Source organism: Breznakiella homolactica (genome assembly GCF_016616095.2).
Classification (GTDB): domain Bacteria; phylum Spirochaetota; class Spirochaetia; order Treponematales; family Breznakiellaceae; genus Breznakiella; species Breznakiella homolactica.
Genome location: NZ_CP067089.2, coordinates 443351 through 468026, shown reverse-complemented (window position 1 = coordinate 468026; position 24676 = coordinate 443351). Strand labels below are relative to the sequence as shown.

Genomic DNA, 24676 nt, shown 5'->3' with positions numbered 1-24676 from the left:
TACGCTGCAACCCTTCCCGCATCTCCGTTAATACATACCGAACAGCCGGCAATTTCCGCCGGCGCATAAGCCTCGCCGCGGTTGACGCAGGCATAGACCGCGTCCGTATTTTCATGGACAGCCTCAGGCTAATAATCAGCGCCATGGAGACCTGGTGGAAGCGGTATAAAAAGCTGATGCGGAAATCATAATTTATATTTCTTAATTATTTTGCTGAGTTCATCCTTATCCATAACTTTGCTTTTTCTGTATGATTCCACCAATATACCCGTCTTTTTATTTTTAACATTGTATTGGATCTCGGCCGGATCATCATCTATCAGTATATCAAAATCATAGCGCCTCAGGTCCTTAGGAATTCCTTTTCCTTCGGGATCGTAATCTTCCCGTGAGATAATAGTATCAAAGTATTTCCGCAGATTATGATGTTTTAATATTTCCAAGGCCCGTGCTTTTTTCGAATTGGTCCACAGGAACAATTGATTTTTTAAGGAAAGGGTCTCCAGGAAATCGGTAATACCGGGACGCAGTGTCGCGCCGAGTTCGTCAGTCAGTGTGTTGTCCATATCTATCGCTATTTTCATAACCTTCACCCTTTGGCAGCCATAAAAGGCCGCAAAATCAGTGGCAATGGCCTGTTCCAATTTCAGAATATCATGTATTGAATTTTCTGTTTTCACGGGACCCCTTCTCCGCTGGTCTCGTTTCTGTATACCAATTCTTCCGGCGTTACTCAAGGTATTGTGTTTTGCGGGGCTGTTATTTATAGTATCCTTATCTTTGATTTTGCCGCCGGGCAAACGCCTGTAACTCATTCCGTTAGGCCTTTGAAGGAATGGATTACGGGCTTTTTTTATCCGTGAAATGGAGGGATCGTATGTTCAGGGAAATGAGGAGGAAAAAACAGGTATTATCTTTGGATGAAAGCACGGCTGTTCTCAAAGCGGGGACATCCGGCGTGCTGGCCGTTATCGGGGACGAAGGGTATCCCTACGCTGTGCCCCTCAGTTACGTATATCATGATAACAGAATATTTTTTCACTGCGCCATCACAGGCCACAAACTGGATGCCATCGCGGAAAACGACAAGGTTTCGTTCTGCGTTATTGACCGGGACACAGTGGTCCCCGAGGAATACACCACCTATTTCCGCAGTGTCATAACCTTCGGAAAAGCCCGTGTTCTGGAAGATGAAAAAGAAAAGAGAGAGGCCTTTGAGATCCTTGCGGCAAAATATTCGCCCAGCCACAAAGAAGGCCGGCTCCGCGAAATCGACCGGCAGTTTAACCAGGCCTGCCTTGTGGAACTCAGGATTGAACATTTGAGCGGCAAAGAGGCCATTGAATTGGTTACGGCGAAACACCGCGGCAGCGGGAAGTAGAACTATCCGGCCGGATTCACGGAAACCGGCCGGGCATCTTTTTTCAGGCTGTTTCCGCGGCAAGCTCGTCGGCGGTTTCAAAGGCCCCGGTGTAAAGCCGGTAATACCGTCCTTTCTGTTCTATCAGTTCGTCGTGGTTCCCCTGTTCCACAATCCGGCCCTGGTCCAATACCATGATGGCCTGTGAATTCCGGATGGTGGACAATCGGTGGGCAATGACAAAAACCGTACGGCCTTCCATAAGGGCATCCATACCTCCCTGGACGAGCTTTTCCGTCCGGGTGTCGATGCTGGAGGTAGCCTCGTCGAGGATCATCACCGGAGGATCCGCCACAGCCGCCCGGGCAATAGCCAGCAGCTGCCGCTGTCCCTGGGAAAGCCCCGAGCCGCCTCCGGAAAGCATGGTTCCGTACCCTTCAGGGAGCCGTTCTATAAAACCGTCGGCCCCGGCGAGTCTGGCCGCGGCGATCACCTCGTCATCGGCGGCGTCGAGCCGGCCGTACCGGATGTTTTCCATCACCGTACCGGTGAAAAGGTGGGTATCCTGGAGCACGATTCCCAGGGACCGCCGGAGGTCGCTTTTCCGTATCTTATTGATATTTATACCGTCGTAGCGGATCTTTCCGTCGGCGATATCGTAGAACCGGTTGAGCAGATTGGTGATGGTGGTCTTCCCCGCTCCGGTGGCGCCCACAAAGGCGATCTTCTCGCCGGGGTTTGCGGCGATGGACACATCGTAGAGCACCGTATTTTCCCCATCGTAGCTGAAGTCCACATCAGCGAATTCAATATGGCCCTCCACTTTGGTATACGTCAGGGTACCGTCGCCGTGGGGATGCTTCCACGCCCAGATTCCGATACGTTCATCGGTCTCGGCCAAGCAGCCTGATTCATCGTATTGGACGTTTACCAGAGTCACATATCCGTTGTCCGCCTCCGGTTCTTCATCCATCAGGGCAAAGATCCGGCCGGCGCCGGCCAGGGCAGTTACGATGGAGTTAAGCTGCTGGGACATCTGAGAGATAGGCTGGCTGAAAGATTTGGTAAGCTGAAGGAACGTGACAATGGCTCCCAGGGTGAGTCCCCCGAGACCGCCCAGAGCCAGTGCCCCGCCGCCGATGGCAACCAGCACATAGGCCAGGTTGGAGAGATTTGCCAGAAGGGGCATAAGGGTGTTGGCATACCTGTTGGCGTTTTCCCCACTCTCAAAAAGCCGTTCGTTCCGTTCGTCAAAATTCTTTTTCGATTCTTCCTCGTAGTTAAAAACCTTGACCACCTTCTGGCCGTTCATCATTTCTTCAATATACCCGTTGACAGTCCCCAGATCCTCCTGCTGGCGCACAAAGTAAGCGCCGCTCTTTCCGGCCACTTTGCCGGAAACCTTCAGCATTACAAAGAAAGAAACTATGACAATGAGGGTAAGGGGAATACTGGTCCAGACCATAGCGCAGAAAACCATAATTATGGTTACACAGGATGAAAAAAACATAGGGAGGCTTTGGGAAATCATCTGCCTGAGGGTGTCGATGTCGTTGGTGTAGCGGCTCATGATATCCCCGTAGCTGTGGGTATCGAAATATTTAACCGGGAGTTTCTGCATCTTCCCGAACATCTCATCCCGGATGCGTTTCTGTACACCCTGGCCGATGATCACCATCTGACGGTTGTACACATAAGAGGAAACTACCCCGGCGAGGTAAATGAGTCCCATGGTACCAATGGCTTGGAGGAGCCCGGTGAAAACCGGATTATCGGCTCCCATGAGAGGAGCGATGTAGTCGTCGATCAGTATCTGCAGGAACAGGGAGCCGGCAACACTGGCCGCCGCGCTCAGGAGTATAAAAACCAAAACCAGGATAAACCGGAGTTTATAAGTATTGGTAATGTAGCCCAGAAGCCGCTTTATGGTGGCCGGATTGAATCGGGGTTGTTTTTCCTTACGCTGCTTCATGGCTAAGCCCTCCTTTATGCTGGGATTCATAAACTTCGCGGTACACCGGACTGGTTTTCAGAAGCTCTTCATGGGTTCCCGCGGCGCTGATTTGCCCGTTGTCCATAACAATAATCTGGTCCGCGTCCTGGACCGAACTTACCCGCTGGGCAATAATAATTTTTGTGGTATCCGGAAGTTCCTCCCGGAAAGCCGCGCGGATAAGGGCATCTGTTTTGGTATCTACCGCGCTGGTAGAATCGTCCAGGATGAGAATCTTAGGCTTTTTGAGCAGCGCCCGGGCGATACAGAGCCGCTGTTTCTGACCGCCGGAAAGGTTGGATCCCCCCTGCTCTACCCAGGTATCGTATCCATCGGGAAAGGAACGGATAAAACCATCCGCCTGGGCAAGACGGCAGGCGGTCTCAAGCTCTTCATCGGCGGCGTCTTTTTTCCCCCAGCGGAGATTATCCTTTATGGTTCCAGAAAAAAGTTCATTTTTCTGAAGCACCATGGCAACCCCATCCCGGAGGCTTTGGAGGTTGTAATCCCGTACATCAATGCCGCCGATTTCCACCTTCCCTGAGGCGGTGTCATAGAGCCGGGGGATGAGCTGCACCAGGGATGACTTGCCGCTCCCGGTGCCGCCGATGATGCCGACAGTCTGTCCGGCGGGAATATCGAGATTTACGTTCCTGAGACAGAGTTTGCCCTCCCTGCCCCGGTATCCGAAATCCACATTGCTGAAACGGATTGAACTATCCGCCAGTTCGCCGGCGGCTCCGTCTTTGTTTTCCATATCACCGGTTTCATTCAGAACCTCGGAAATACGCGACGCCGAGGCCCGGGACATGGTAATCATCACAAAGACCATGGACAGCATCATAAGGCTGATAAGTATCTGGGTTGCATAGGTCAGGAGACTCATAAGCTGACCAGTGGTGAAGGATCCGCCAACGATGAGCTGTGCCCCGAACCAGCAGATGAGCAGAGTGCAGGCATACATGCAGAACTGCATCAGGGGACTGTTGAAAGCGAGGATTTTTTCCGCTCTGACGGAATTCCCGTAGATATCCCCGGACACAGTTTCGAACTTACCGGTTTCATGGTCCTCCCGGACATAGCTTTTTACCACCCTGACTCCCCGGAGGTTTTCCTGCACCACCGTGTTGAGCTTATCGTAAAGACGGAAAACCCTGGTGAAAATCGGAGTGGCTTTAGTCATGATGATGATCAGACCAACAGCCAGCAGCGGAATAACCGCTGCGAAAACCCAGGCAAGCTGGGTGTTAATCCGGAATACCATGATTACCGAGAAGATGATCATCAGCGGAGCTCTGGCGCAGGTACGGATTACCATCTGAAACGCGTTCTGAACATTGGTCACATCAGTGGTAAGCCGTGTGACCAGACTTGTGCTGGAAAACTTATCGATGGTAGAAAAAGAAAATCCCTGTATTTTGTAATACATGGTTTTCCGAAGATTTTTGGCAAACCCCGCCGAGGCACGGGCCGCGAAACGGCCCGACAGAATCCCGAAAAGCAGGGAAAATAAACAGGACAGCACCAGGACTATTCCCATTTTGAGAATCCAGGGCATACTTCCCCCGGTTATTCCGGAATCGATCATCTCCGCCATGAGCAGAGGGATGATTATGTCCATAATGACTTCCAGGGCCACAAAAAGCGGAGCCAGGAGAGTTTCACGTTTGTATTGCCCGACACAGCGGGCCCAGGTTTTAACCACAGGATTACCTCCGTATTATTACTGTTCGCTTCCTTACTGTAAGCTACCTAACAATAAGGATATACATTAAGCCGCCTTTGATCTGCGGCCTAATCCCGGGCGTTGGCGGTTATTTTCTCCAGTACCCGGTAAAATTGTTCCATTTCTTCTTTGGAAATTCCTTTAAGCAGGCGGCCCTGGATATGTTTGATATTAGCCCTGGCAACCTTATTCAGTTCTTTTGCGCTGCCGGTCATGGTGATTTTCTTGAGCCGGGCATCTCCGGACACATTCCCCCGCTTGATATAGCCGTTTTTTTCCAGAAGCTGAAGCATACCCGTAGCGGTGGACCTGCGGATATTGAACTCCGCCTCGATATCACGCTGGAAAACATCCCGTCCGTCGTCCCGTTCCGCCAAATAACCCAGAATGGCATACTGCATACCGGTCAAATTCGCGTCGTTTCCCGCGATAGCGCTTTTATCAAGCAGCCGTTTTATCTGGTTACTGAGCGATTTGATACGAAACACCAGGGGCTGTTCCTGAATCATCATGTAAGCCTCCTAACTGTTAGCTTCCTAATTAAATATATTCAGAACAGTATTTTTAGTCAAGGCTGTTTTTTTCTTAATCATATTTTTTCAAATAGTATTCTTACCTACAGCTCTCAGCGGGTATTTCATCCGGAAAATATTCATCAATACGTTTCCACAAGTAATAGTTTTTTAGATTTTTCAGCAATTTTTCCGCGTCTTTCACAGACCTATGCGGTATGTTATAGTAATAACAAATTGATTTATGGATGCCTGTTTTTAGCGGAAATTATTCGGCAAATTTGCTGTCCGGCGGGGCAGCTTCCGGCTAACGGTTCCGCTGTTTCCTGGTGTATCTGACTGAATGATTATTTTGAGTGAGGGAATCTCCGTGTTTAAAAAGATAAGTCTGCGGATTAAGTTATTTATTCTGATAACCCTGGTGGTTATTGTCACATTCAGCCTTGTAAGTTCGATAGTCTCCTACCGAAGTATAGTGATGGCCAAGGATGACGCCTTTTCACTGGCGGATGAAATGTCCGCCAAATACAGTTATGAAATAAAATCCGAGCTCCAGGCGGCACGGGTGACATCGGAATCCCTGATGACGGTCTTTAAAACACTGATAGAGCGCGGTGAAGCCGACAGGGATACGCTGAATGCTATTCTGCAGAATTCGCTGAGGCAAAAAGAATACATTATCTCATTCTGTGTAGCCTTTGAGCCGAATAAATTGGACGGCAAAGACGCCGAATACGCCGGACAGTATCCGCTGTACGGCGAGTCAGGCCGGTATGCGCCGTATTGGAGTTTGCAGGATGGAGAAATCGGCGTAGAACCGCTGGAAGATTTTGACAACGATGTTTGGTACGCCGGCGCCCGGGATTCCGGGAAAGAATATATTACCGATCCTTTTTTCTTTGAAGTCCAGGGAACACCCGTATTGATGTCCAGCCTGGTGTTTCCCATACTGATAGACGGCGAGTTTATTGGGATCGTTTCTTCCGACATGGCCCTGGACAGCCTGCAGGAGATGGTCTCCCACGTTAATACCAGCGGACTCGATGAATATACGGAGATTTACTCGAACTCGGGTATCATCGTCGCTCACCCCGACGATGAGTACTTTAACAAAAGTGTCTACGCCACATCGGTGTACAATATGCTGAAATCCGATTTATCCAAAGCGCGGGAAGCGCTGGCAGCTGCGGATAATTACGTGAAAAAACACTCATCGTCAGACGAAGAATACGGCAGCGCGGCAGCCTTTGCCCGGAACCTTACCGCTTATACCGAGAACCCCGGCGGCGTCAGCCTGGATTTAACCCTGCTCACCAACGATATGGCCAGGGAAATCCTTCAGCTGGATGCGGACCGGCTGCGTATTGCGGATCAAGCCACCGCGGCGATAGCGGACGGAAAACCGTTTACCGTAACCGAAAACGGCTATTACAAAGTCTATATGCCCATCCCGTTCAGTGAAGCCACGAATCCATGGTCTGTAGCGGTTAACGTACCTATGGCGAAGGTGCTGCAGAAATCCAATGAAATCAGAAACTATGTCATTCTCGTATCTGTTATCGGAATAGCCTTTATCGCCCTGCTGCTCTATATCGTCACCAGGAATCTGACAAAGCCCATATTGCGTTTGGCCGATTCCGCAAAACAGGTGGGCGAAGGAAACTTCAGCGTTGATATTCCCAAGGCAAAAAACAACGATGAAGTGGGAATTCTCTCCACGGCTTTTACAACCATGGTGGAGCAGATCAACGATCTCGTCAGCAGGCTGACCAAAAACTCACAGGAACTTGAAAAAAAGAATGAGCACCTGGGCGAGCTGAACGTGATGCTGGCCGCGGCCAGGGACCAGGCGGAGGCGTCAAACAGGGCGAAGTCGGTGTTTCTTTCCAACATGAGCCATGAAATGAGAACGCCGCTTAATGTTATTGTAGGCATGGCCGCTATAGGGCAAAAAGCGAAGGAAGAAAAAAAGAAGGAAGATTCATTTAAAAAGATCGAAGAAGCTTCCGTGCATCTTCTTTCGCTTGTAAACAATGTCCTGGATATGTCGAAAATGGAAGCCAATAAGCTGGAGCTCTCGCCGGTGAAATTCAAGTTCAATAAAATGCTTGAGGATGCCATAGGCCTGGCAAACGTTCAGCTTAAAGAAAAAAAGCAAACCCTGAATACGGAAATTGATAAAAATGTTCCGGAAACATTTTTCGGTGATGATTTCAGATTGTCCCAGGTGATCATCAATCTGCTTTCCAACGCGGTAAAGTTCACCGGGGAACAGGGGATAATCGGCCTGAAAGCGTTTGTTAAAAATACGGAGAAGGATGTATGTACACTGCAGTTTGAAGTTTCCGATACGGGAATCGGCATAACCGCGGAACAGCAGACAAAAATATTCCGCATGTTCGAGCAGGCCGACAGCAGCACCTCACGCAGTTTCGGCGGAACCGGTCTGGGCCTGGCGCTGTCCAAGCGCATCGTTGGACTCATGGGCGGGGAAATATGGGTCGAATCCGAACCGGATAAGGGCTCGACATTCTTCTTCACCGTAAAACTGGAGCGGGGCGCGGACAGTCCGGAACAGACCGATGCCCCCTTAGCCCAGGGGGTCGCGGCTGATACGGCCCGGAAGGCCGGCGAAGGTGAAACCGAACCCGCGGGATCAGAAAAGGTACATGATTTCAGCGGAAAAAGAATATTGCTCGCGGAGGATCATGAGATCAACCGTGAAATTGTCCTCGCCATGCTTGAGGCCACACATGCCGGAATCGACTGCGCCGTAAACGGCGAAGAGGCGTATAAGATGTTTGCCGCCGACCCCGGTTTGTATGATTTGATCCTTATGGATATACAGATGCCCGTCATGGATGGTGTTGAAGCCACAAAACTTATCAGGGCGGTTAATAAGGATGTTCCGATCATCGCGCTGACCGCCAATGTATTTAAGGAAGATGTGGAAAAATACCTTGAAAGCGGAATAAACGGTCACATCGGCAAGCCTTTGGATTACGGCCTGACAATGGAAATACTGGAAAAATACCTGAAATAATCAACGACCCTTTTCAGTGCGGCAAACTGCCGATTTTATCCAGCGATCCAGATACGCCAGCTGTTCAGGTGTATGGAAGTAATGTTCGCCGTTTTCCATAACCGTAACATCACAGCTGTATTTTTTTGAAAAGGAATCAAGAACCTGCCGCTCAGTCAGATTGTCCCGTTCCCCATAGAGGATAAAGGTCTTACTGTCCCATTTCCGTATTGGATTCTCCCTGACGTACTGGTAATAATCCCAGGACAGGGTTTCCCCGAAGGATGTTCCGATGGTTCCTTTTTTCTTTAGTTCATTTTCCGAAACATTTGCCCACACCATCATGTTTTTAATGAGCCGCTCCATATTGAGAATGGGAGAAATGAAAAGGCAGCGTTCAAAGGCAATATCCTGGTAAGCCAGGAGACTGAAATAAGCCCCGAGGCTGCAGGCGCAGAGTGAAAACTTTTTGTACCTGTCTTTTAAGTACGCGTATACAATTTCCAGGTCCCGTTTTCCGTTCCGCGCGTTGCAGGGGTAATCCTGGTTTTCCCGTTCCCCATGTTCAGGGAGATCAAAACTCATTACCCGGTACCCGTTCTGCACCGCGGCTGCGGCGAAACCCAGGGCTTCTTCTTTGTTTGAGTACCGTCCGTGAACGTACAGGTACAGCCTATCCGAATCAGGCCCGTACAAAACAGCCGGAATATGTTCAATGTGTAATTTCTCTTCTTTCACAGTAAATCCTTTATTGCGGCGAAAATATTTTTTATGGCGCTGTCAGGAAATCGGCAGATTGTGCTGCCGCAAAAAGGAAAGTTTATCCCAATAACCCCGCTGGAATTTTATTTTTCCGTCAACGATACGGAAAAATCCGCACCCCCGCAATCCCAGAGGATCCTTCCATTCCAAAATGGCCCACTCCCCGTCTTCAAAGAGATTTTCCATGATACAGACCATCTCCGCGGCGGAGAATTCCGCATGGAACATGGCACGGATGTTTTCTTTTCCTTCCACGGGCTCGTTGGCTACCTGATGGTTTACCGCGTCATCATGGTACAAATCAGCCAGAGCATCGGCGTCCCCCCGGTTGAATAAAGCGACCCATTCCTTCAGAACGGCCTTAGGTTTCCCGCTCATGCTGTCCCTCCATGTTTCTGCGGTCAATTAATCCGCTGAGAATAAACTATCCCATACCGGCGGAAAAATCTCAATGGGCCCGGTCAGCGGTGATTATTAACCATCCGCTTATATCTACCGGCACCCCGGTATACAGCGTCCGGCAGGAAACCGTATACCGGAGTACCGGGTTTAAAAAAAACGCGGCAGCTGTCTTTTCAGAATTTCCCGCGGTGTACCTTCTGGGCGCTGTAGAAATTGACGCTCGCCGAAGAGACCGCGTCCGAGGCAGGATGCCCCACGGCAATCATTATATGGGGGACTACGTAATCCGGCAGATCCGCGGCCCTGGCAGCCGCTCCTATCCGGGCTTCCTGAGGAGCGATACTCATGGCCACGCTGGACAACCCCAGTTCGGCGGCCTGGATCAGAATGGCCTGAGTGGCGATTCCAGAGTCGAATTCCAGCAGTTCCCGGTACCGGGCGCTCTGCTCATTTCCCGCGACAATGATCAGCAGCGGCGCCGTGTCCAGTGCCTGGGCAAAGGGATGGCCTTCCTGGATCACAGCCATGGCTTTCCTGTCGGTAACAACGATAAATTCCCAGGAACGCTGATTTCCGCCGGTGGGAGAGGCGAACGCCGCCCGGAGGAGAAGATCAATCTGTTCCTCGGTAACCGGCTCCGGTGAAAAGGACCGCGCCGTGGTCCGGCTAAAGATTCCGCTGGTTCCGCTGTCCCTGGTGATTGCGGCAGCAGCCGCCGGGGTTCCGGCGGATTCCGGTATTCCGGCTGAATCACTGGCGGCGCTTACCGCCTCGGCTCCGGTATCCTTGTTTCCCTGGGCATAGGCGGACAGCCCAATAACCAGAAAAAGGATAAAGCCTGCAATAAGATACGTATTCATCTTGCGCATCATTTTTCCTCCATGATAGATTTGAGTATAGCGGATTTTAATTGCGAGCGCAACTACTTTTCCTCGTATTCCCCGTTATATTTTTATGTAAGGAAGGGTTATGGAAAGTATATTCAAATGGCTGGCGGTGCTGGGGAGACTGGGGAATCAGTATTTGGACCAGCGGCTTAAGGATCTGGAAATAAACAGCAGCCACCACGCTTTTATTATTCATATCTGTGATTCCCCGGGACTGCCCCAGGAGAGTCTCCGGAGGCGGGTCTATGTGCATCCCAGCAATATTACCAGAGCCCTGGAACATCTTGAGAAAAAAGGCTATATCACCAGGAAACTTCTGCCCGGCGATAAGCGGACCTACACGCTCCACCCCACCGCGAAGGCAAAAAAAGAACTCCCCCATATCCGCCGGGTTGTTGCGGATTGGGTAGAATTTATCACCCAGGGGCTGACGGAAACACAGATTGAAAGTTTTTCAGCCGTTCTCGAGAAAGCCGGACAGTCCGGATCGGAGTATTTTTTTCCCCGGGACTAGGGCTGCTGCTGAAACCGCCAATACCGCTGAAAATGATTTTTTTAAGATGAACGCAAATTCCGGCGCTGCCCTTGACAGACAAACCTATCTTCTGTAAAAATAACAGTGTTATTAATAACACTGTTATCAAACGGCGGCTTTATGAAGGAAAACGCTCGGGAAAGGATTCTTTCCGCTGGAAAAGAAGAATTTCTCACCAAAGGATTCAAGGATGCCTCCCTGAGGACCATTGCCGAACGGGCAGGCGTGACCACCGGGGCCATTTACGCCCACTATCCGGACAAGGAAGCGCTGTTCCGCGCCCTGGTGGAGCCGGCGGCATCGGATTTCCGGGATGGCTTTGTCCGCGCCCATGAAGGCTTTAAGGCGCTTTCCGAACCGGATCAGGTTGATCTGATGCATGGCTATACCGCGGGGAAACTTCACGCTCTTTTTGACCGCATATACGGCCAGTTTGATGCATTTAAACTCATTGTCTGTTCCAGCGCCGGAACTGAATATGAGCATTTTATAGAATCCCTGGTAGATATGGAAACCGAAGCCAGCGCGGAGTTCATCAAGGTTATGCGCCGCCGGGGCTACAATCCCCGGAAACTTAAACTTAACCTGATTCACATCCTGTCCAACGCGTATATCTCGGCAATATTCGAGACCGTAGCCCATAGTATGAGCCGCAGGGAAGCCGGGGAATACGTGGATCATATAACCAGTTTTTTTACCGCCGGATGGGATGTTATGCTGGGATTTGATATTACGGCGGTTAAAACAGCGCCAGAGGCACTCTCAGTAAGGAGAACCTAGCGCCGCAAAAGGCCTTCGGAGCAACCGGACTCCGGGCCTTTTTTTAGAGCTTTTGAGTTAGCTAATCCTAACTCATATAGACAGATATGAAACAATACAAGGAGCCGGAAATGTCTGATGTACGGGAAAATTTATTGACCGAAAGCCCCTGGAAGCTGATGCTCAAATTGAGCCTGCCGGCAATCCTGGGTCAGTTTGTGGTAGGGCTTTACGCCTTTGTGGATTCAATTTACGTTGGCCAGATGGTGGGGGTATCAGCCATGAGTGCCGTGTCCGCCGCTTCGCCCTTCGTTCTCGTAAACAACGGTATCGCCGTACTGGTGGGCATCGGTTCCGGGTCAATTCTGTCCCGGGCCGTTGGCGCCGGGGACCGGGAAACCGTGGACAAGATCATGGGCAACCTTCTTGTGCTGGTTCTTCTCCTGTCGGGTATTGTTATGGCGGCCGGGATTCCCCTGGCACCTGCCCTGCTCCGTCTGTCCGGCGCGGAAGGCGAAGTCCTTGCCATGGGTACCACCTACCTGCGGACCGTATACATGGGTTCAATCTTCGTAAACTTTATGCAGAGCGCCAATATGGTAATGCGCGCCGAAGGCCGTATGGGAACCGCCATGGCCATCATGGCCGGCGGAGCTGTGCTTAACATTATCCTGGACCCGATATTCATCATCCTTATGCCCGGCCGCGGCCCCCAGGCGGTTGCCCTGGCGACGATACTGTCCCAGTTCTGCCAGGCGGTTTTTACCATGATATACTTCATAAAAAAGAGTCCGGTGGTACGTTTCCACAGAATCCGTCTGGAACCGGAGCTCCTCCCGGGAATTTTTTCCGTGGGGGTAAGTGCCATGCTTATGCAGGTACTTATGCTGGTCCAGATGACCGTGGTCTACAATACCGCGGTGCGGTACGGCGGAGCCGACCAGATTGCCCTCATGGGCGCGGCCCAGCGGGTACTGCAGCTGGCGTTTGTGCCGGTCTGGGGTATGAGCCAGGGACTGCAGCCGGCGGTGGGAACCAACTACGGAGCCGGACAGTACCGCCGGGCAAAAACCATGACCAAGGTTTTTATCGCCGGTTCGACGCTCCTCGCCCTGGTATTCTTCTTCATAATGCAGGCTTTTCCCCGGACAATCCTGTCGGCCTTTATCACCGACCCTTCAATCGTAGAACGGGGATTGGTGAACTTCCGGCTCATGTATTCCATCTTCCCCACCTACGGTCTTCTGATCATGACCATGACTTTCTTCCAATCCCTGGGCAAGGGAGCCCAGGCCGGAGCCCTGGTAATGCTCCGGCAGATTCTTCTCATCGTCCCCCTGGTATTGATTTTGCCCCGTTTCCTGGGAGTTACCGGGGTATGGCTGGCCATCCCCGCGAACGACGCCATTGTGCTCATCCTGGCACTGGTTTTCCTGGGAAAGGAGTTCAGAGCTTTGAGCAGGCTGGAGGCCGAAACAAAACCTATGCCCAATGCGGCGTAATACTCATTAGGGAGTTTATTTATGAAAGAAAAACAAGAGAACAATGCCGGGTCCGGCGGGGCCATCGCCGCGAAAAGTACGGTCGGCTGGCTCCTGGATTTTGCCAGCCCTCACAGAAGAGGGTATATCGCTTCGGTAATCTTTGCCACCCTGGGGGTCGCCTGCGGCATGGCTCCATACTTCTGTGTGGCCCGGATGGTTATCGCCCTCATCCAGGGAGTCCGGGAAATTCCCTTTTATGCCGCATGGTGTCTCTGGGCAGCGGGCTTCTGGGTGATCCGTTACTTGTGCCACGGGGTCTCCACTACCTTATCCCACAAAGCAACCTTCGCGGTTATCTCCGAGGTACGTCTCAGGCTTACTAAAAAACTTACCCGCCTGCCCATGGGCTTCCTTCTGGATACGCCATCAGGAAAGCTGAAGAATGTCCTGGTGGAACGGGCCGACAGTATCGAGACCGCTCTGGCCCACGTGGTGCCCGAGATGAGCGGCAATGTGCTGGTATCCCTGGCAACGATTATCTACCTCTTTGCGCTGGATTGGCGCATGGCCCTGGCCGCACTGATCACCCTGCCCCTTGGTTTTCTGTGCTACATGGCCATGATGTCCGGATACGAAGGACGATTCATGAATTACGTGGCCAAAAACAAGCAGCTTAACGCGACAGCGGTAGAGTACATCAACGGCATCGAGGTCATCAAGATTTTCAACCAGTCCGCCGGATCCTACGATAAGTTTACCCGTGCAGCGAAAGAGGCGGCGAACTCGGCCATTGACTGGATGCGTTCCACCCAGACATATTTTTCCCTGGCCATGTCCGTTTTTCCGGCGGTGCTGGTGGGTATTCTCCCTATTGGCTGTCTGCTTTATATGGCGGGATCTTTGAGTATCGAAACCTTCATTATGGCCATAATCCTGTCTTTGGGCGTAGTCGGCCCACTGATCACTACTATGTCCTACTCCGATGATATGGGGAAAATCGCCGCCATCGTTGCGGAAATCACCGAAATCCTGGAAGCGCCGGACCTTGAGCGGCCTGCCGGCGAAGCGGCTCTTTTGGGCTGCGGTATCATACTGCAGGATGTTTCCTTCGCCTACAAAGAGGAGACCGTACTGAATAAGGTGAGTCTTGATATTCCGGAAGGGAGTGTTACCGCCCTGGTGGGTCCATCCGGGGGAGGCAAGTCAACCCTGGCAAAACTCATCGCTTCATTATGGGATACTAATGAAGGAACCATCACTATCGGGGGAACGGATATCCGGAACATTCCGCTGCGCCAGCTCAACGATACGGTGGCTTATGTGACCCAGGATACCTACCTCTTCGACGAGACCATCCGTGAAAATATCCGTATGGGCCGCGCCGGAGCCACCGACGCCCAGGTAGAGGAAGCGGCCAAGGCCAGCGGATGCCACGACTTTATCATGGCCCTGGAAAACGGGTATGAGACCCGCACCGGCAGCGGCGGGGGGCACCTTTCCGGAGGGGAAAAACAGCGGATATCCATTGCCCGGGCCATGCTCAAGAACGCGCCCATTGTTATCCTGGATGAGGCCACGGCGTATACTGATCCGGAAAACGAAGCGGTAATCCAGGCAGCGGTTTCCCGGCTGGTAGCGGGCCGGACCCTCATCGTCATTGCCCACCGTCTTTCCACGGTGAGCGATTCCGATAAAATCGTGGTCATCGACAAGGGGCAGGTCGCGGCACAGGGTACCCACGGAGAACTGCTGGAGCAGAGTCCCCTGTACCTCCGGATGTGGCGTGCCCATATAGCGGCAAAGGATACGAAAGATATTACCGCGGAGGTAAAAGCATGATCGGCATATTCAAGAAATTCTTCCGCTTCGCTGGAAGCCAGGCAAAATATTTCTACCAATCCCTGGGAATCTCCCTGCTTCACGCTGTTTTTGAGGCCCTGCGTATCCCCGCCATCGCGGTGGTACTCGAAGAACTGCTCAGCGGAACCATGGGAACAAAGACGGTCTGGACAAGTCTTATTATTATGCTGGTGAGTATTATCGGATGTACCCTTACCCGGGCCAGTATGACCATGAAACAAACCATCGCGGGCTATACGGTGGCCACCAACAAACGCATCGAAATCGGAGACCGCCTGCGGTACATGCCCATGGGTTATTTCAACGACAACAGTCTTGGCTACATAACCTCGGTAACCACCAATACCGCGGAGAATCTCCAGGATGTTGCCACCCGGGTGATTATGCTCACCACCCAGGGAGTGCTCACCACCGCAATGATTACCCTGGCAGTCATTTTCTACGACTGGCGGATTGGTCTCCTTATCGTTGCGGGTATCGCCGGTTTCTTCGGTATCAATGCCCTTATGCAGCGGAAATCCCGGAAGATTTCGCCCCAGAAGACCGAAGCGGACAGCCGTCTTGTGGCTGCAGCATTGGAATATATCCAGGGAATCGCCGTGGTTCGGTCCTACAACCTGGACCAGGGTGCAAAACAGACTGCGGATAAAGCCATCCAGGAAAACGAAGCGGTAAACTTCAAACTGGAAAAAACCTTTGTTCCCTATATGTGTTTCCAGAGCATCACCCTTAAGTTTTTCGGTCTGGCCATGCTTTTTGTCTCCCTTCTTTTCTATCTGAACGGGACCATGGCTCTGATGAACTGCCTCCTCCTGGTGATATCTTCCTTCATGGTCTACAGCCAGCTGGAATCCGCGGGGAACTATTCTGCCCTGCTCCGGGTGCTGGACCTTTCCATGGATAAGATTGAAGAAATCTTCCGGACCCCGGTGATGGATAGTGACGGTACGGAAATAGTTCCGGAACGCCGTGACATAGCCGGAGAACATGTGGAGTTCTCCTACAAAAACCGGAAGACCATAAACGATGTCAGCTACCTTATACCCCAGAAAACCACCACCGCGGTAATCGGCCCCTCCGGCGGCGGCAAGACAACCCTGTGCCGGCTCATGGCCCGTTTCTGGGATGCGGACTCCGGGACAGTGACCCTCGGAGGCAGGGACGTCCGGAATTTCACCCTGGACAGCCTGCTTTCAAATTTCAGCATGGTCTTCCAGAACGTGTACCTCTTCAACGATACCATCGCCAATAATATCAAATTCGGCAAGCCCGGCGCCACGGATGATGAAGTACGGGAAGCGGCCAAGAAAGCCTGCTGCCACGACTTTATCGCAGCCCTGCCGGAAGGATATAATACCGTCATCGGCGAAGGCGGAGCGACCCTTTCCGGGGGCGAAAAACAGCGGGTCTCCATCGCCCGGGCGCTCCTCAAGGACGCTCCGGTGATTATCCTGGACGAAGCCACCGCCAATGTGGATCCGGAAAACGAAGCCCTGCTACAGGAAGCTATAAGTCAGCTTACAAAAAACAAAACCATCATCATGATCGCCCACCGGCTTAAGACCGTACAGCACGCCGACCAGATTCTGGTTTTGGACAAGGGCATGATCATTCAGCGGGGTACCCATTCCCAGCTTATGGAAACCGGCGGGCTCTACGCGGATTTTATTACCATGCGGGAGAAATCCATCGGCTGGAAGCTCGGCGGACGGGAAATACCGGCCTGAACCGGCGGACCGGAAAAAAGAAGAAAACCATGGATATCAAATTGTATAAGCTTAAGGTAAAGAAGGGAAAGGAAAAGGTTGCGAAAGAGTGGCTTGCCTTTCTTAAGGAAAACACGGATCAGGGTTCCCAATTGCTGAAAAATGAAAAAGCGTATCTGGAAGCTTATTTCTGCGCCAAGGAATCCGGTACCATGTATGTATATATGTTTTTCGCCGCGGAGGATGTTGATTATTCAAATAAAACCGCGAAGAAAAGCAAAAGCCCTCTGGACGAAAAACACTTTGCCTACATGAAAGAATGTATCAATCTCCTTGCCGGGGATATCATGGACTGTCTGTTCTATATGGATAACCTGGAAGATCTAAAGACTTGAAGGGTTCTCTTATTGATTGAGCTCCGCCCGGTTGTGCCTAAGTTTTTTGGGTACAGGCATTACCCGGCCGGATAAACTTTTTTATTGCCTTCCGCGGTTTGTTATGGTATAGTATAAATAGTTAGTTTATGCTAACTATTTATACTAATACTGCGGGAGCAGAAACTATGCTTTATTACATAAAACGGAAACTTCCGACCATTTTTCTCCTGGCCGCGGTTCTTCTCCTGGGATTGGCCGCCGCAATTCTTTCACGGTGAGCGGTAATATTTCCCCGTTTATTTTTCCTTCCACTTGAGCAAAAGCGAAGAGTTGATAATAACCACCACGGAACCCACATTGTGGACCAGCGCGCCGACCACCGGATTGAGTATCCCGGTCATGGCAAGGATAATGGCTGCAAAGTTAAGCACCATGGACGCGGTCAGGTTAACCGTAATTTTCCCCATGGTCTTCCTGGAAAGTTTAAGGAGATGGGGAAGGTTTTTAATATCGTCCCCTACCAGGGCAATGTCCGCGGCATCGATGGCAATGTCGCTGCCGATACCGCCCATGGCAATGCCCACATGGGCTTTTTTAAGCGCCGGAGCGTCATTCACGCCGTCACCCACCATACAGATAAGCTTGCCGTCCCGCTGGCAGCGGTCGATGATCTTCAATTTTGTTTCCGGCAGGCAATCCGCGTAGACTTCGGATATTCCGGTCTCGTCCGCAATATGGCGCGCGGCACGTTCATTGTCGCCGGTGAGAAGTATGGTTCCGATACCGCTCTCCCCGACTTTCCTCACAACCTGGGCGGCATCACCGCGGAGTTCATCCGCCAGGGCTATCATACCCGAGGCAATTCCGTTTACCGCGATAAAAATAACCGTACAGCCGTCGTTCTTGTAGGTTTCCGCTTTTTCCATCATTGAATCGGGCAGACGGATCATCTGTTCCGCCAGCAGTTCGGGATTTCCCGCGAGAATTGATTTATCCTCCACCTGCGCTTCCACACCCCGGCCCGCGATCAGGGAAAATTTCTGCGGTTCCCGGGGAAGGCTGCCGGCGGTTTCCTTGTAATGTGCGGTGATGGCTTTGCCTAAGGGATGTTCGCTCAGCCGTTCCGCAGAGGCCGCCAAGGAAAATATTTCCTCCCCAGACATTCCGGAATCGAAGCTGTCGGCGGCAACCACATGAGGCGTACCGTACGTCAGGGTACCGGTTTTGTCAAAGGCCAGCCGGGATACGGCGGCAAGCCGTTCCAGGGCGTCCCCCTCACGGATAAGGATGCCGTATTTTGCCGCGTTGCCGATTCCTGCCATGATTGCCGTGGGAGTTGCCAGTACCAGGGCACAGGGGCAGAACACTACAAGGATAGTTACGGCGCGGATGATTTCACCGGTGACGAACCATGTGACCGCAGCGGATACAAGGGCAATCACCACAATCCACGTCGCCCAGCGGTCGGCAAGCCCGACGATTTTTGCCTTTCCCGCGTCGGCGGATTCCACCAGGCGTATCATCCGCTGCAGAGAGCTGTCCTCCCCTACTTTCGATGCCCGCATATCAAAGGTCCCGAACTGGTTGACCGTGCCGCTGGCAACTTCGTCGCCGGCGCCTTTGTCCACCGGCAGGGATTCGCCGGTCATCACACTCTGGTTGATGGAAGTCTGGCCGGTAACGATTATACCGTCAACGGCTATGGTTTCCCCCGCAAGAACCCGCAGCATATCCCCTACTTTGACCTGTTCGGCGGAGATAACCCGTTCCTCTCCCTCATGTACGATCCGGGCCGTACGGGGCGTCAGGTGTACCAGCCTTTCAATGCCCGCCCGGGCCTTGGCGACGGTGCGCTCCTCGAGCATGGCCCCCAGGGTCATGATAAAGGCCACCTCGCCGGCGGCAAAGGTTTCTCCGATGATTACCGACGCAATGAGAGCCAGGGAAACCAGCAGATCCGCCTTAACATCAAATTCGGTGGCCAGAGCCACGGCGGCTCCTCTTACAATTGGAATACCGCAGAGTACGATGGCGATCCAGGCAGGATCCAGGGGAAGATATTTTCCAGAAAAGAAACTGGCGATCAGTGATATACCGGATGTGACAAGGAAAAGGATACCTCGTTTTTCCTCATCTTTCAGGAATTCAATCATAACAAAGCTCCTATACCTATGGGGGTATAGGTATAATATATACTAGGGGAATATGAGTCAATAAGTATTGCAGAAGAAAAACCGCAGATTACAAAACCGGTTCCGCGAAAAAAGAAAGCGCCGGTTCATAAAAAACCAACGCTCTTTTGTATAATTTTCTTTAAAGAATCCGGCTGGCTGCCGCTGTCAGGTCATGCGGGAAAAATGCTCCACCGCTTTGGAAAATTCCGCGATGGTTTTTTCAGCGTTCCCGTGCTCTAGACCGTCACGGACACAGTGGTTGAGATGGCCTTCCAGGACGATCTGGCCGACTTTGTGCAGGGCGGATTTCGCGGCGTTTATCTGCATCAGAATATCCTCGCAGGGTATATCCTCATCAACCATTTTATCTATGGCGTTAAGCTGTCCGATTATTTTTTTCATCCGGCGGTGGATATTTCCGGCATCCATGCATTGGCGCATAGTGATCACCTCCAGATACCCCATGGGGTATCTGGGTTAAAATACCACACCTCACCGGGAAAGTCAATTTTTGAGATTAGTTATGTCATTTCATCGGATAAGTTTTTTCAAGAAACATTTTAGACAGTATATTGACTTTTCACAGCAATGACAGTATGGTATTATTTAGACAGTATAATGTCTTATTAAAAGGAGATACTTTTATGAACGCGGCGCAAGATATATTTTTTACGCATCAGGCCCTGGCGGCCTTGTTTTCGGTAACTAATAAACTGCAGATGCGGGGCGATAAATACCTGCAGGATTTAACCATCCGGCAAATGCTGGCGGTGCCGGCTATCATCCACGCGCCGGATGGTAAAGCGACAATCAGCCATATCGCGCGGCAGCTGGGGACCACCAAACAGAGTGCGAAACAGATTGTTGACGCCCTGGAAAGAAAGAACTATCTGTCCGTCACGCCAAGCGAACTGGATAAGCGGGCGGTCAATATTACAATCACACCGGAAGGAGCGCGGGCTTTTTCCTTGTGCGCGGAGCGCACGGACGAATTTTTAGCGGATATCTTTCATGATTTCACCACTGAAGATTTGAAAGCCCTGTGGACAATGCTTCAGAAACTGTACCGCTTCGACGGCATTGCCCAGGAGGGTTTTGACGAACCCAAAAACAACCACCCCGGCGATGCGGATGACATGCTTCGGCATCATCAGAATTTTATAAAAAGGAGAAGTAAGAACCATGCAAAGAACCATCACTAGTTCGGCAATCCGCCGGAAAGCAATATTTTCAAAGGATTTTATCCTCGTTGCCATAGGACAGGTTATTTCGATATTCGGCAATCAGATACTGCGGTATGCCCTTCCGCTGTACCTGCTCAATCAGACGGGCTCGGCTGCACTGTTCGGAACAATACTGGCGGTTTCTTTTATCCCAATGATTGTTCTGTTCCCTGTAGGGGGCATTATTGCCGACCGGGTCAACAAACGGAACATCATGGTAATCCTTGATTTTTGCACGGCGATACTCATTTTTCTGTTTTATCTGCTGGCGGGAAGATTGGATATTGTTCCGCTTATGGCAGTAACCATGATTATCCTGTACGGGATACAGGGTGCCTACCAACCCGCGGTTAAAGCCAGTGTCCCCGTTTTGGTCGAAACGGACCATATCATGAAAGCGAACTCCGTGGTTGATATGATTAACTCTATTGCCAGCATGGCAGGACCGGTAATTGGAGGGCTGCTGTTTTCTGTTTTCGGATTGGTTCCAATTCTATATGTAAGTATAGGCTGTTTTCTCGGGTCGGCGGCAATGGAAATTTTTATCCGCATTCCCTTTGAAAAACGGGAATCCACCGGGAACATATTTGTTACCGGGTTTGCCGATCTTAAGGAAAGCTTCAGTTTTATGTTCAAAAAAAAGCCTGTCCTCTGGAAAGCGGCTCTGATATTCGCGTCTACCAACCTGTTGCTGACTTCACTGATATTGATTGGGCTTCCGGTTATCATTACACAGCGTCTGGGCTTCGCGCCGGATACCGCCAGCCGTTTGTATGGATACGCCCAGGGGGTAATCGCCGCGGGGGCCATATTGGGCGGCCTGCTCGCCGGAATGTTTTCAAACAAACTGAACAGCGCGGCAAGCCCCGTTCTCCTGATTGGATGCTCTTTGTCCGTAATCATAAGCGGCGCCTCGCTGCAGGTCCTGAACGCGCCCATGGGGATCTACATCATTTTGCTGACCGGTGGTGGTCTGTTACTGACACTGCACACATTATTTCAAATCCAGATGATGACATACCTCCAGCTCTTAACGCCGAAGCATTTAATAGGAAAAGTTATCTCCTGCTTTATGTGTCTTGTTATGTGCACGAGCCCTCTGGGGCAGTTCATATACGGTATTGTTTTTGAACATATCGGAAGGGACATATATCTTCCGTTTTACGCCGCGGGACTGACAATGACAGGAATTACTATTTTTACCCGCAAGGTTTTCTGCGGAGCCGGCGGGCTTACGGAACAAAATGCGTGACAGGTTTGTGCCCGTTTTTCACGGGAGCCGGCCGGAATATTCCGGCCGGCAGCGTTGTTGTTACTTATATTCGATGACGAAGCCTTCACGGGAGTCGTTGGGGATAAATGAATATTTGTGGTAGATATCATTTTCACCCATGATAATGGAATAGTTGTCGTATTTGGTATTGTTGTAGGCGAAGAAACCGTCGGGATACCAGAGCATGATCCGTTTGGGGTATTTGTTTATCAGTGTCTGAAGGTAGTAGGTGGCTTCCTGCCGTCCTTCCTTGGTGCCCGCCGCCTTCCAGGCTTCCAGGGCCGCGTCCCGTTCGGGATAGGGAACGGCGTCGGTCTTCTGTTCGCCGTACTGGAGAACCATCATCATGTCGTCGTCACAGAGGCCGTGGGGTACAAACTCACCAACGGTCATATTGTAGTTCCCGGTGATATTCACCGCCTCGTTGTATGCGGCGCTTTCCATGGCTTCCACATGGGCCTTGAGGTTTATGGCTTCAAGGTGTTCCACAATAATTTCCGCCGCCCGGACGTAAATCGGTCCCGAAGCATCCACCAGGATGCGCCAGTCAATGGGCTTGCCGTCGGGGGTTTCCCGGAAGCCGTCGCCGTTGATATCGACGTAACCCAGATCCGTAAAGAGCTGAGCCGCTTTTCCGGGGTCATAGGGCTGGGAATTGTCCGGGTTGGTATGGAATGACATAGGATGGGGATAGCCCTTGGTGCCTGTCTGGCCGTGGCCCAGCCCCACGATGCGGAGGAGTTCGTCCCGGTCTATGGCGTAGCTTATGGCTTCCCGGAACTGCAGATCCCCGAAGGGCAGTTTGGTGGTATCCAGGGTCAGAGCGGCGCCCCAGAGGTACGGTGTTTTGACAATGGTGATATGGTCCAGCTTGGACCATTCCTCGACCATTTCCGGCGGAAGGTTCCGGGCGGCGGCGTCAATTTCCCCGCTCCGGAGGGCGGTGAACATGGTTGAAAAGTCCCGGATTACCACCAGGTTGAGTTTCTTTACCAGAGGGGTTCCCAGATGGTAATCATCATTGGCCTCCAGGGTGTAGTACTCACCGACTTTGTAATCCGTCAGTTTATAAGGACCGGTGCCGATGGATTTGCCCGTAAACTGCCGGGGATCTTTGATATTTTCCCACTGGGCTTTCTGGACAATGGGGACTTCCGCGCAGGGTTCCCGGTCAAAATGCGGCATGGGGAAAGCGCCGGTCACCTGGAGGGTGAGGTCGTCGATGATTTTAATCCCATCTCCGGGAAGGCGGGGAACCGAACTGGTGTGATGGGAATAGCGGTTGTTGGAGGGCCCTTCCCGATTATAGTCGATGGTGAATTGTATGTCCTCCGACGTGAGGGGCGTTCCGTCGTGCCACCGGATTCCTTTTTTGAGCTTAATCTCCCAGGTCATGTTGTCATCCGTCACCGGCCGGATGTATTCCGCCAGGATCATCTGCGGTTCCGCGCCGTAGGGATTGGGACCGGCAAGCTTTTCACACACCGCGTCCAGCACCCAGGGACTGTAGGCGCCGCCGCCCCAGGTGGATACATTCCCCGCGTCGTTGTAAATACCGATGGTCAGTTCATCGGCAGTCTGGGGCCCCGGGCCGCCGGTTCCGGCGGTATCGTTTCTTCCGCCGCAGCCCGCCAGGGCCAGGACGGCCAGTAACAAAACTGAAACATAGCGTTTCATACAATAACTCCTTTCGGGACAGACCATACTTTCGCTGTCCATAAAAAATAATGACTCTCCGGGACTACGCCCGGAACTTTGGTTTATCCCCGGCGGAAGCCGCCGGAAGGTACTTCATATTTGACGGACCGTTTTCAGAGACCTACACCGCTGACTATCACTTTTATGGTTTCCCGCATTTCCGGTGAAGTTTCGTAGAGGGCGCGGCCCTGCTGTTCCGCGGAGATCACTCCGTCATCTTTGGAAAGAAACCCGGCAAAGGAAAAGTCCGGCATCTGGTTCCTGAGATACTCCTCGTCCGCCGGAGACCGGATTTTATTTCCGATGACATACTGGCTTTCTATTCCCAAATCCCGGGACATCTTCCGGATCTCCTTCGCGGCCTTGATGCTCCGCATTCCCGGCTCCACCACCAGGAAAAGCAGATCCACCCCCTTGGCGGTACCCCGGCCCATGTGTTCGGTTCCGGCCACCATGTCCATGACCACGGTTTCCTTTTCCTTGAGAATAAGGTGAGTAACCAGAGCCTTGAGCATGGCGTTCTCCGCGCAGGCGCAGCCCTGGTCGGCTCCCCGCATGGCGCCCATCATGAGGAAATTGATATTCCCGATCTTCCGGGAAAACCGTTCCGGGATATCCTTAACAGCGGGGTTCGTTTTGAAGTAGGAACCGTATTCCCCGGTTTTGGCGCCGGTCCGTTCCTCGATGAGTTCCTTCATTTCAATGATAGGGGTGATCTCCGCGGCTTCCTCCGGGGAAAACCCCAGGGCCTCCGCCAGGGTGGGATTCACATCCGCGTCTATGGCGTAAACCTCCCGTCCCTGTTCGGCCAGGGCGTAACACAGCAGTGAAGTGAATGTTGTCTTTCCCACTCCGCCTTTGCCGCATACGGCTATCTTTTTCATGCACCTTTCTCCTTATATGACTGCCCGGAAACTATGCGC

21 protein-coding genes are annotated in these 24676 nt (G+C 51.8%); 10 read left to right on the top strand and 11 right to left on the bottom strand.

Annotated elements, in window-relative coordinates:
- Nucleotides 1-185 precede the first annotated feature (185 nt).
- Nucleotides 186-680, bottom strand: coding sequence for an NIF family HAD-type phosphatase (locus JFL75_RS02350; RefSeq protein WP_215625092.1), 495 nt, complete (start codon nt 678-680; stop codon nt 186-188).
- Nucleotides 681-877: 197 nt separating this feature from the next.
- Here JFL75_RS02350 and JFL75_RS02345 point away from each other — a divergent pair, with 197 nt between their 5' ends.
- On the top strand, nt 878-1381 hold the full coding sequence (locus JFL75_RS02345; protein WP_215625091.1) for a pyridoxamine 5'-phosphate oxidase family protein: 504 nt from the start codon (nt 878-880) through the stop codon (nt 1379-1381).
- A gap of 43 nt (nt 1382-1424) precedes the next feature.
- Here JFL75_RS02345 and JFL75_RS02340 read toward each other — a convergent pair whose 3' ends face one another.
- The 3 genes from JFL75_RS02340 to JFL75_RS02330 form a co-directional block, all read right to left on the bottom strand.
- A complete protein-coding gene (locus tag JFL75_RS02340; RefSeq protein ID WP_215625090.1) occupies nt 1425-3332 on the bottom strand; it encodes an ABC transporter ATP-binding protein in 1908 nt (635 codons plus the stop codon).
- Nucleotides 3319-5058, bottom strand: coding sequence for an ABC transporter ATP-binding protein (locus tag JFL75_RS02335; protein WP_215625089.1), 1740 nt, complete (start codon nt 5056-5058; stop codon nt 3319-3321). The genes JFL75_RS02340 and JFL75_RS02335 overlap by 14 nt, the downstream gene beginning before the upstream one ends.
- 89 nt (nt 5059-5147) lie before the next feature.
- A complete protein-coding gene (locus JFL75_RS02330; RefSeq protein WP_215625088.1) occupies nt 5148-5591 on the bottom strand; it encodes a MarR family winged helix-turn-helix transcriptional regulator in 444 nt (147 codons plus the stop codon).
- Between the two features lie 370 nt (nt 5592-5961).
- Here JFL75_RS02330 and JFL75_RS02325 point away from each other — a divergent pair, with 370 nt between their 5' ends.
- A complete protein-coding gene (locus JFL75_RS02325) occupies nt 5962-8634 on the top strand; it encodes an ATP-binding protein (protein WP_215625087.1) in 2673 nt (890 codons plus the stop codon).
- On the opposite strand, the gene JFL75_RS02320 is transcribed toward JFL75_RS02325, so the two are convergent.
- The 3 genes from JFL75_RS02320 to JFL75_RS02310 all read right to left on the bottom strand — a co-directional run bounded on the left by JFL75_RS02320 (nt 8635) and on the right by JFL75_RS02310 (nt 10649).
- On the bottom strand, nt 8635-9351 hold the full coding sequence (locus JFL75_RS02320) for an alpha/beta hydrolase (protein WP_223292748.1): 717 nt from the start codon (nt 9349-9351) through the stop codon (nt 8635-8637).
- A 42-nt stretch (nt 9352-9393) separates the two neighbouring features.
- Nucleotides 9394-9753: a nuclear transport factor 2 family protein gene (locus JFL75_RS02315; RefSeq protein WP_215625086.1), complete on the bottom strand. Its 360-nt coding sequence runs from the start codon at nt 9751-9753 to the stop codon at nt 9394-9396.
- Between the two features lie 197 nt (nt 9754-9950).
- The gene (locus tag JFL75_RS02310; protein WP_215625085.1) at nt 9951-10649 is read right to left on the bottom strand and encodes a nitroreductase family protein; all 699 of its coding nucleotides are present in this window, start codon (nt 10647-10649) and stop codon (nt 9951-9953) included.
- A 97-nt stretch (nt 10650-10746) separates the two neighbouring features.
- On the opposite strand from JFL75_RS02310, the gene JFL75_RS02305 reads away from it, so the two are divergent.
- From JFL75_RS02305 to JFL75_RS02280, 6 genes are all read left to right on the top strand, one after another.
- A complete protein-coding gene (locus JFL75_RS02305; RefSeq protein WP_215625084.1) occupies nt 10747-11178 on the top strand; it encodes a MarR family winged helix-turn-helix transcriptional regulator in 432 nt (143 codons plus the stop codon).
- A gap of 141 nt (nt 11179-11319) precedes the next feature.
- On the top strand, nt 11320-11979 hold the full coding sequence (locus JFL75_RS02300) for a TetR/AcrR family transcriptional regulator (protein ID WP_215625083.1): 660 nt from the start codon (nt 11320-11322) through the stop codon (nt 11977-11979).
- 110 nt (nt 11980-12089) lie between these two features.
- Entirely contained in the window at nt 12090-13460 is a 1371-nt protein-coding gene (locus tag JFL75_RS02295) for an MATE family efflux transporter (RefSeq protein ID WP_215625082.1), read from the top strand.
- Between the two features lie 21 nt (nt 13461-13481).
- On the top strand, nt 13482-15281 hold the full coding sequence (locus JFL75_RS02290; RefSeq protein WP_215625081.1) for an ABC transporter ATP-binding protein: 1800 nt from the start codon (nt 13482-13484) through the stop codon (nt 15279-15281).
- Nucleotides 15278-17029 (top strand): ABC transporter ATP-binding protein, encoded by a 1752-nt coding sequence (locus tag JFL75_RS02285; RefSeq protein ID WP_215625080.1) that lies wholly within the window; start codon nt 15278-15280, stop codon nt 17027-17029. The genes JFL75_RS02290 and JFL75_RS02285 overlap by 4 nt, the downstream gene beginning before the upstream one ends.
- A gap of 29 nt (nt 17030-17058) precedes the next feature.
- Nucleotides 17059-17403 (top strand): DUF6176 family protein, encoded by a 345-nt coding sequence (locus tag JFL75_RS02280; RefSeq protein WP_215625079.1) that lies wholly within the window; start codon nt 17059-17061, stop codon nt 17401-17403.
- Between the two features lie 278 nt (nt 17404-17681).
- On the opposite strand, the gene JFL75_RS02275 is transcribed toward JFL75_RS02280, so the two are convergent.
- Nucleotides 17682-19538, bottom strand: a complete 1857-nt coding sequence (locus JFL75_RS02275; protein ID WP_215625078.1) for a heavy metal translocating P-type ATPase — start codon at nt 19536-19538, stop codon at nt 17682-17684.
- 186 nt (nt 19539-19724) lie between these two features.
- The gene (locus JFL75_RS02270; protein ID WP_223292747.1) at nt 19725-20024 is read right to left on the bottom strand and encodes a metal-sensing transcriptional repressor; all 300 of its coding nucleotides are present in this window, start codon (nt 20022-20024) and stop codon (nt 19725-19727) included.
- A gap of 179 nt (nt 20025-20203) precedes the next feature.
- Between JFL75_RS02270 and JFL75_RS02265 the strand changes: the two genes are divergently transcribed.
- Together JFL75_RS02265 and JFL75_RS02260 are read left to right on the top strand one after the other, a co-directional pair.
- Nucleotides 20204-20761 carry a MarR family winged helix-turn-helix transcriptional regulator gene (locus JFL75_RS02265; RefSeq protein ID WP_215625077.1) on the top strand — a complete coding sequence of 186 codons (558 nt, stop codon included), beginning with the start codon at nt 20204-20206 and terminating at the stop codon, nt 20759-20761.
- Nucleotides 20742-22034 carry an MFS transporter gene (locus tag JFL75_RS02260; RefSeq protein WP_223292746.1) on the top strand — a complete coding sequence of 431 codons (1293 nt, stop codon included), beginning with the start codon at nt 20742-20744 and terminating at the stop codon, nt 22032-22034. The genes JFL75_RS02265 and JFL75_RS02260 overlap by 20 nt, the downstream gene beginning before the upstream one ends.
- A 60-nt stretch (nt 22035-22094) precedes the next feature.
- Here the strand turns inward: JFL75_RS02260 and JFL75_RS02255 are convergent, their stop codons facing one another.
- Together JFL75_RS02255 and JFL75_RS02250 are read right to left on the bottom strand one after the other, a co-directional pair.
- Nucleotides 22095-23732, bottom strand: a complete 1638-nt coding sequence (locus tag JFL75_RS02255) for an ABC transporter substrate-binding protein (protein WP_215625076.1) — start codon at nt 23730-23732, stop codon at nt 22095-22097.
- A 134-nt stretch (nt 23733-23866) separates the two neighbouring features.
- Nucleotides 23867-24637 (bottom strand): ATP-binding protein, encoded by a 771-nt coding sequence (locus tag JFL75_RS02250; protein ID WP_215625075.1) that lies wholly within the window; start codon nt 24635-24637, stop codon nt 23867-23869.
- Nucleotides 24638-24676 lie beyond the last annotated feature (39 nt).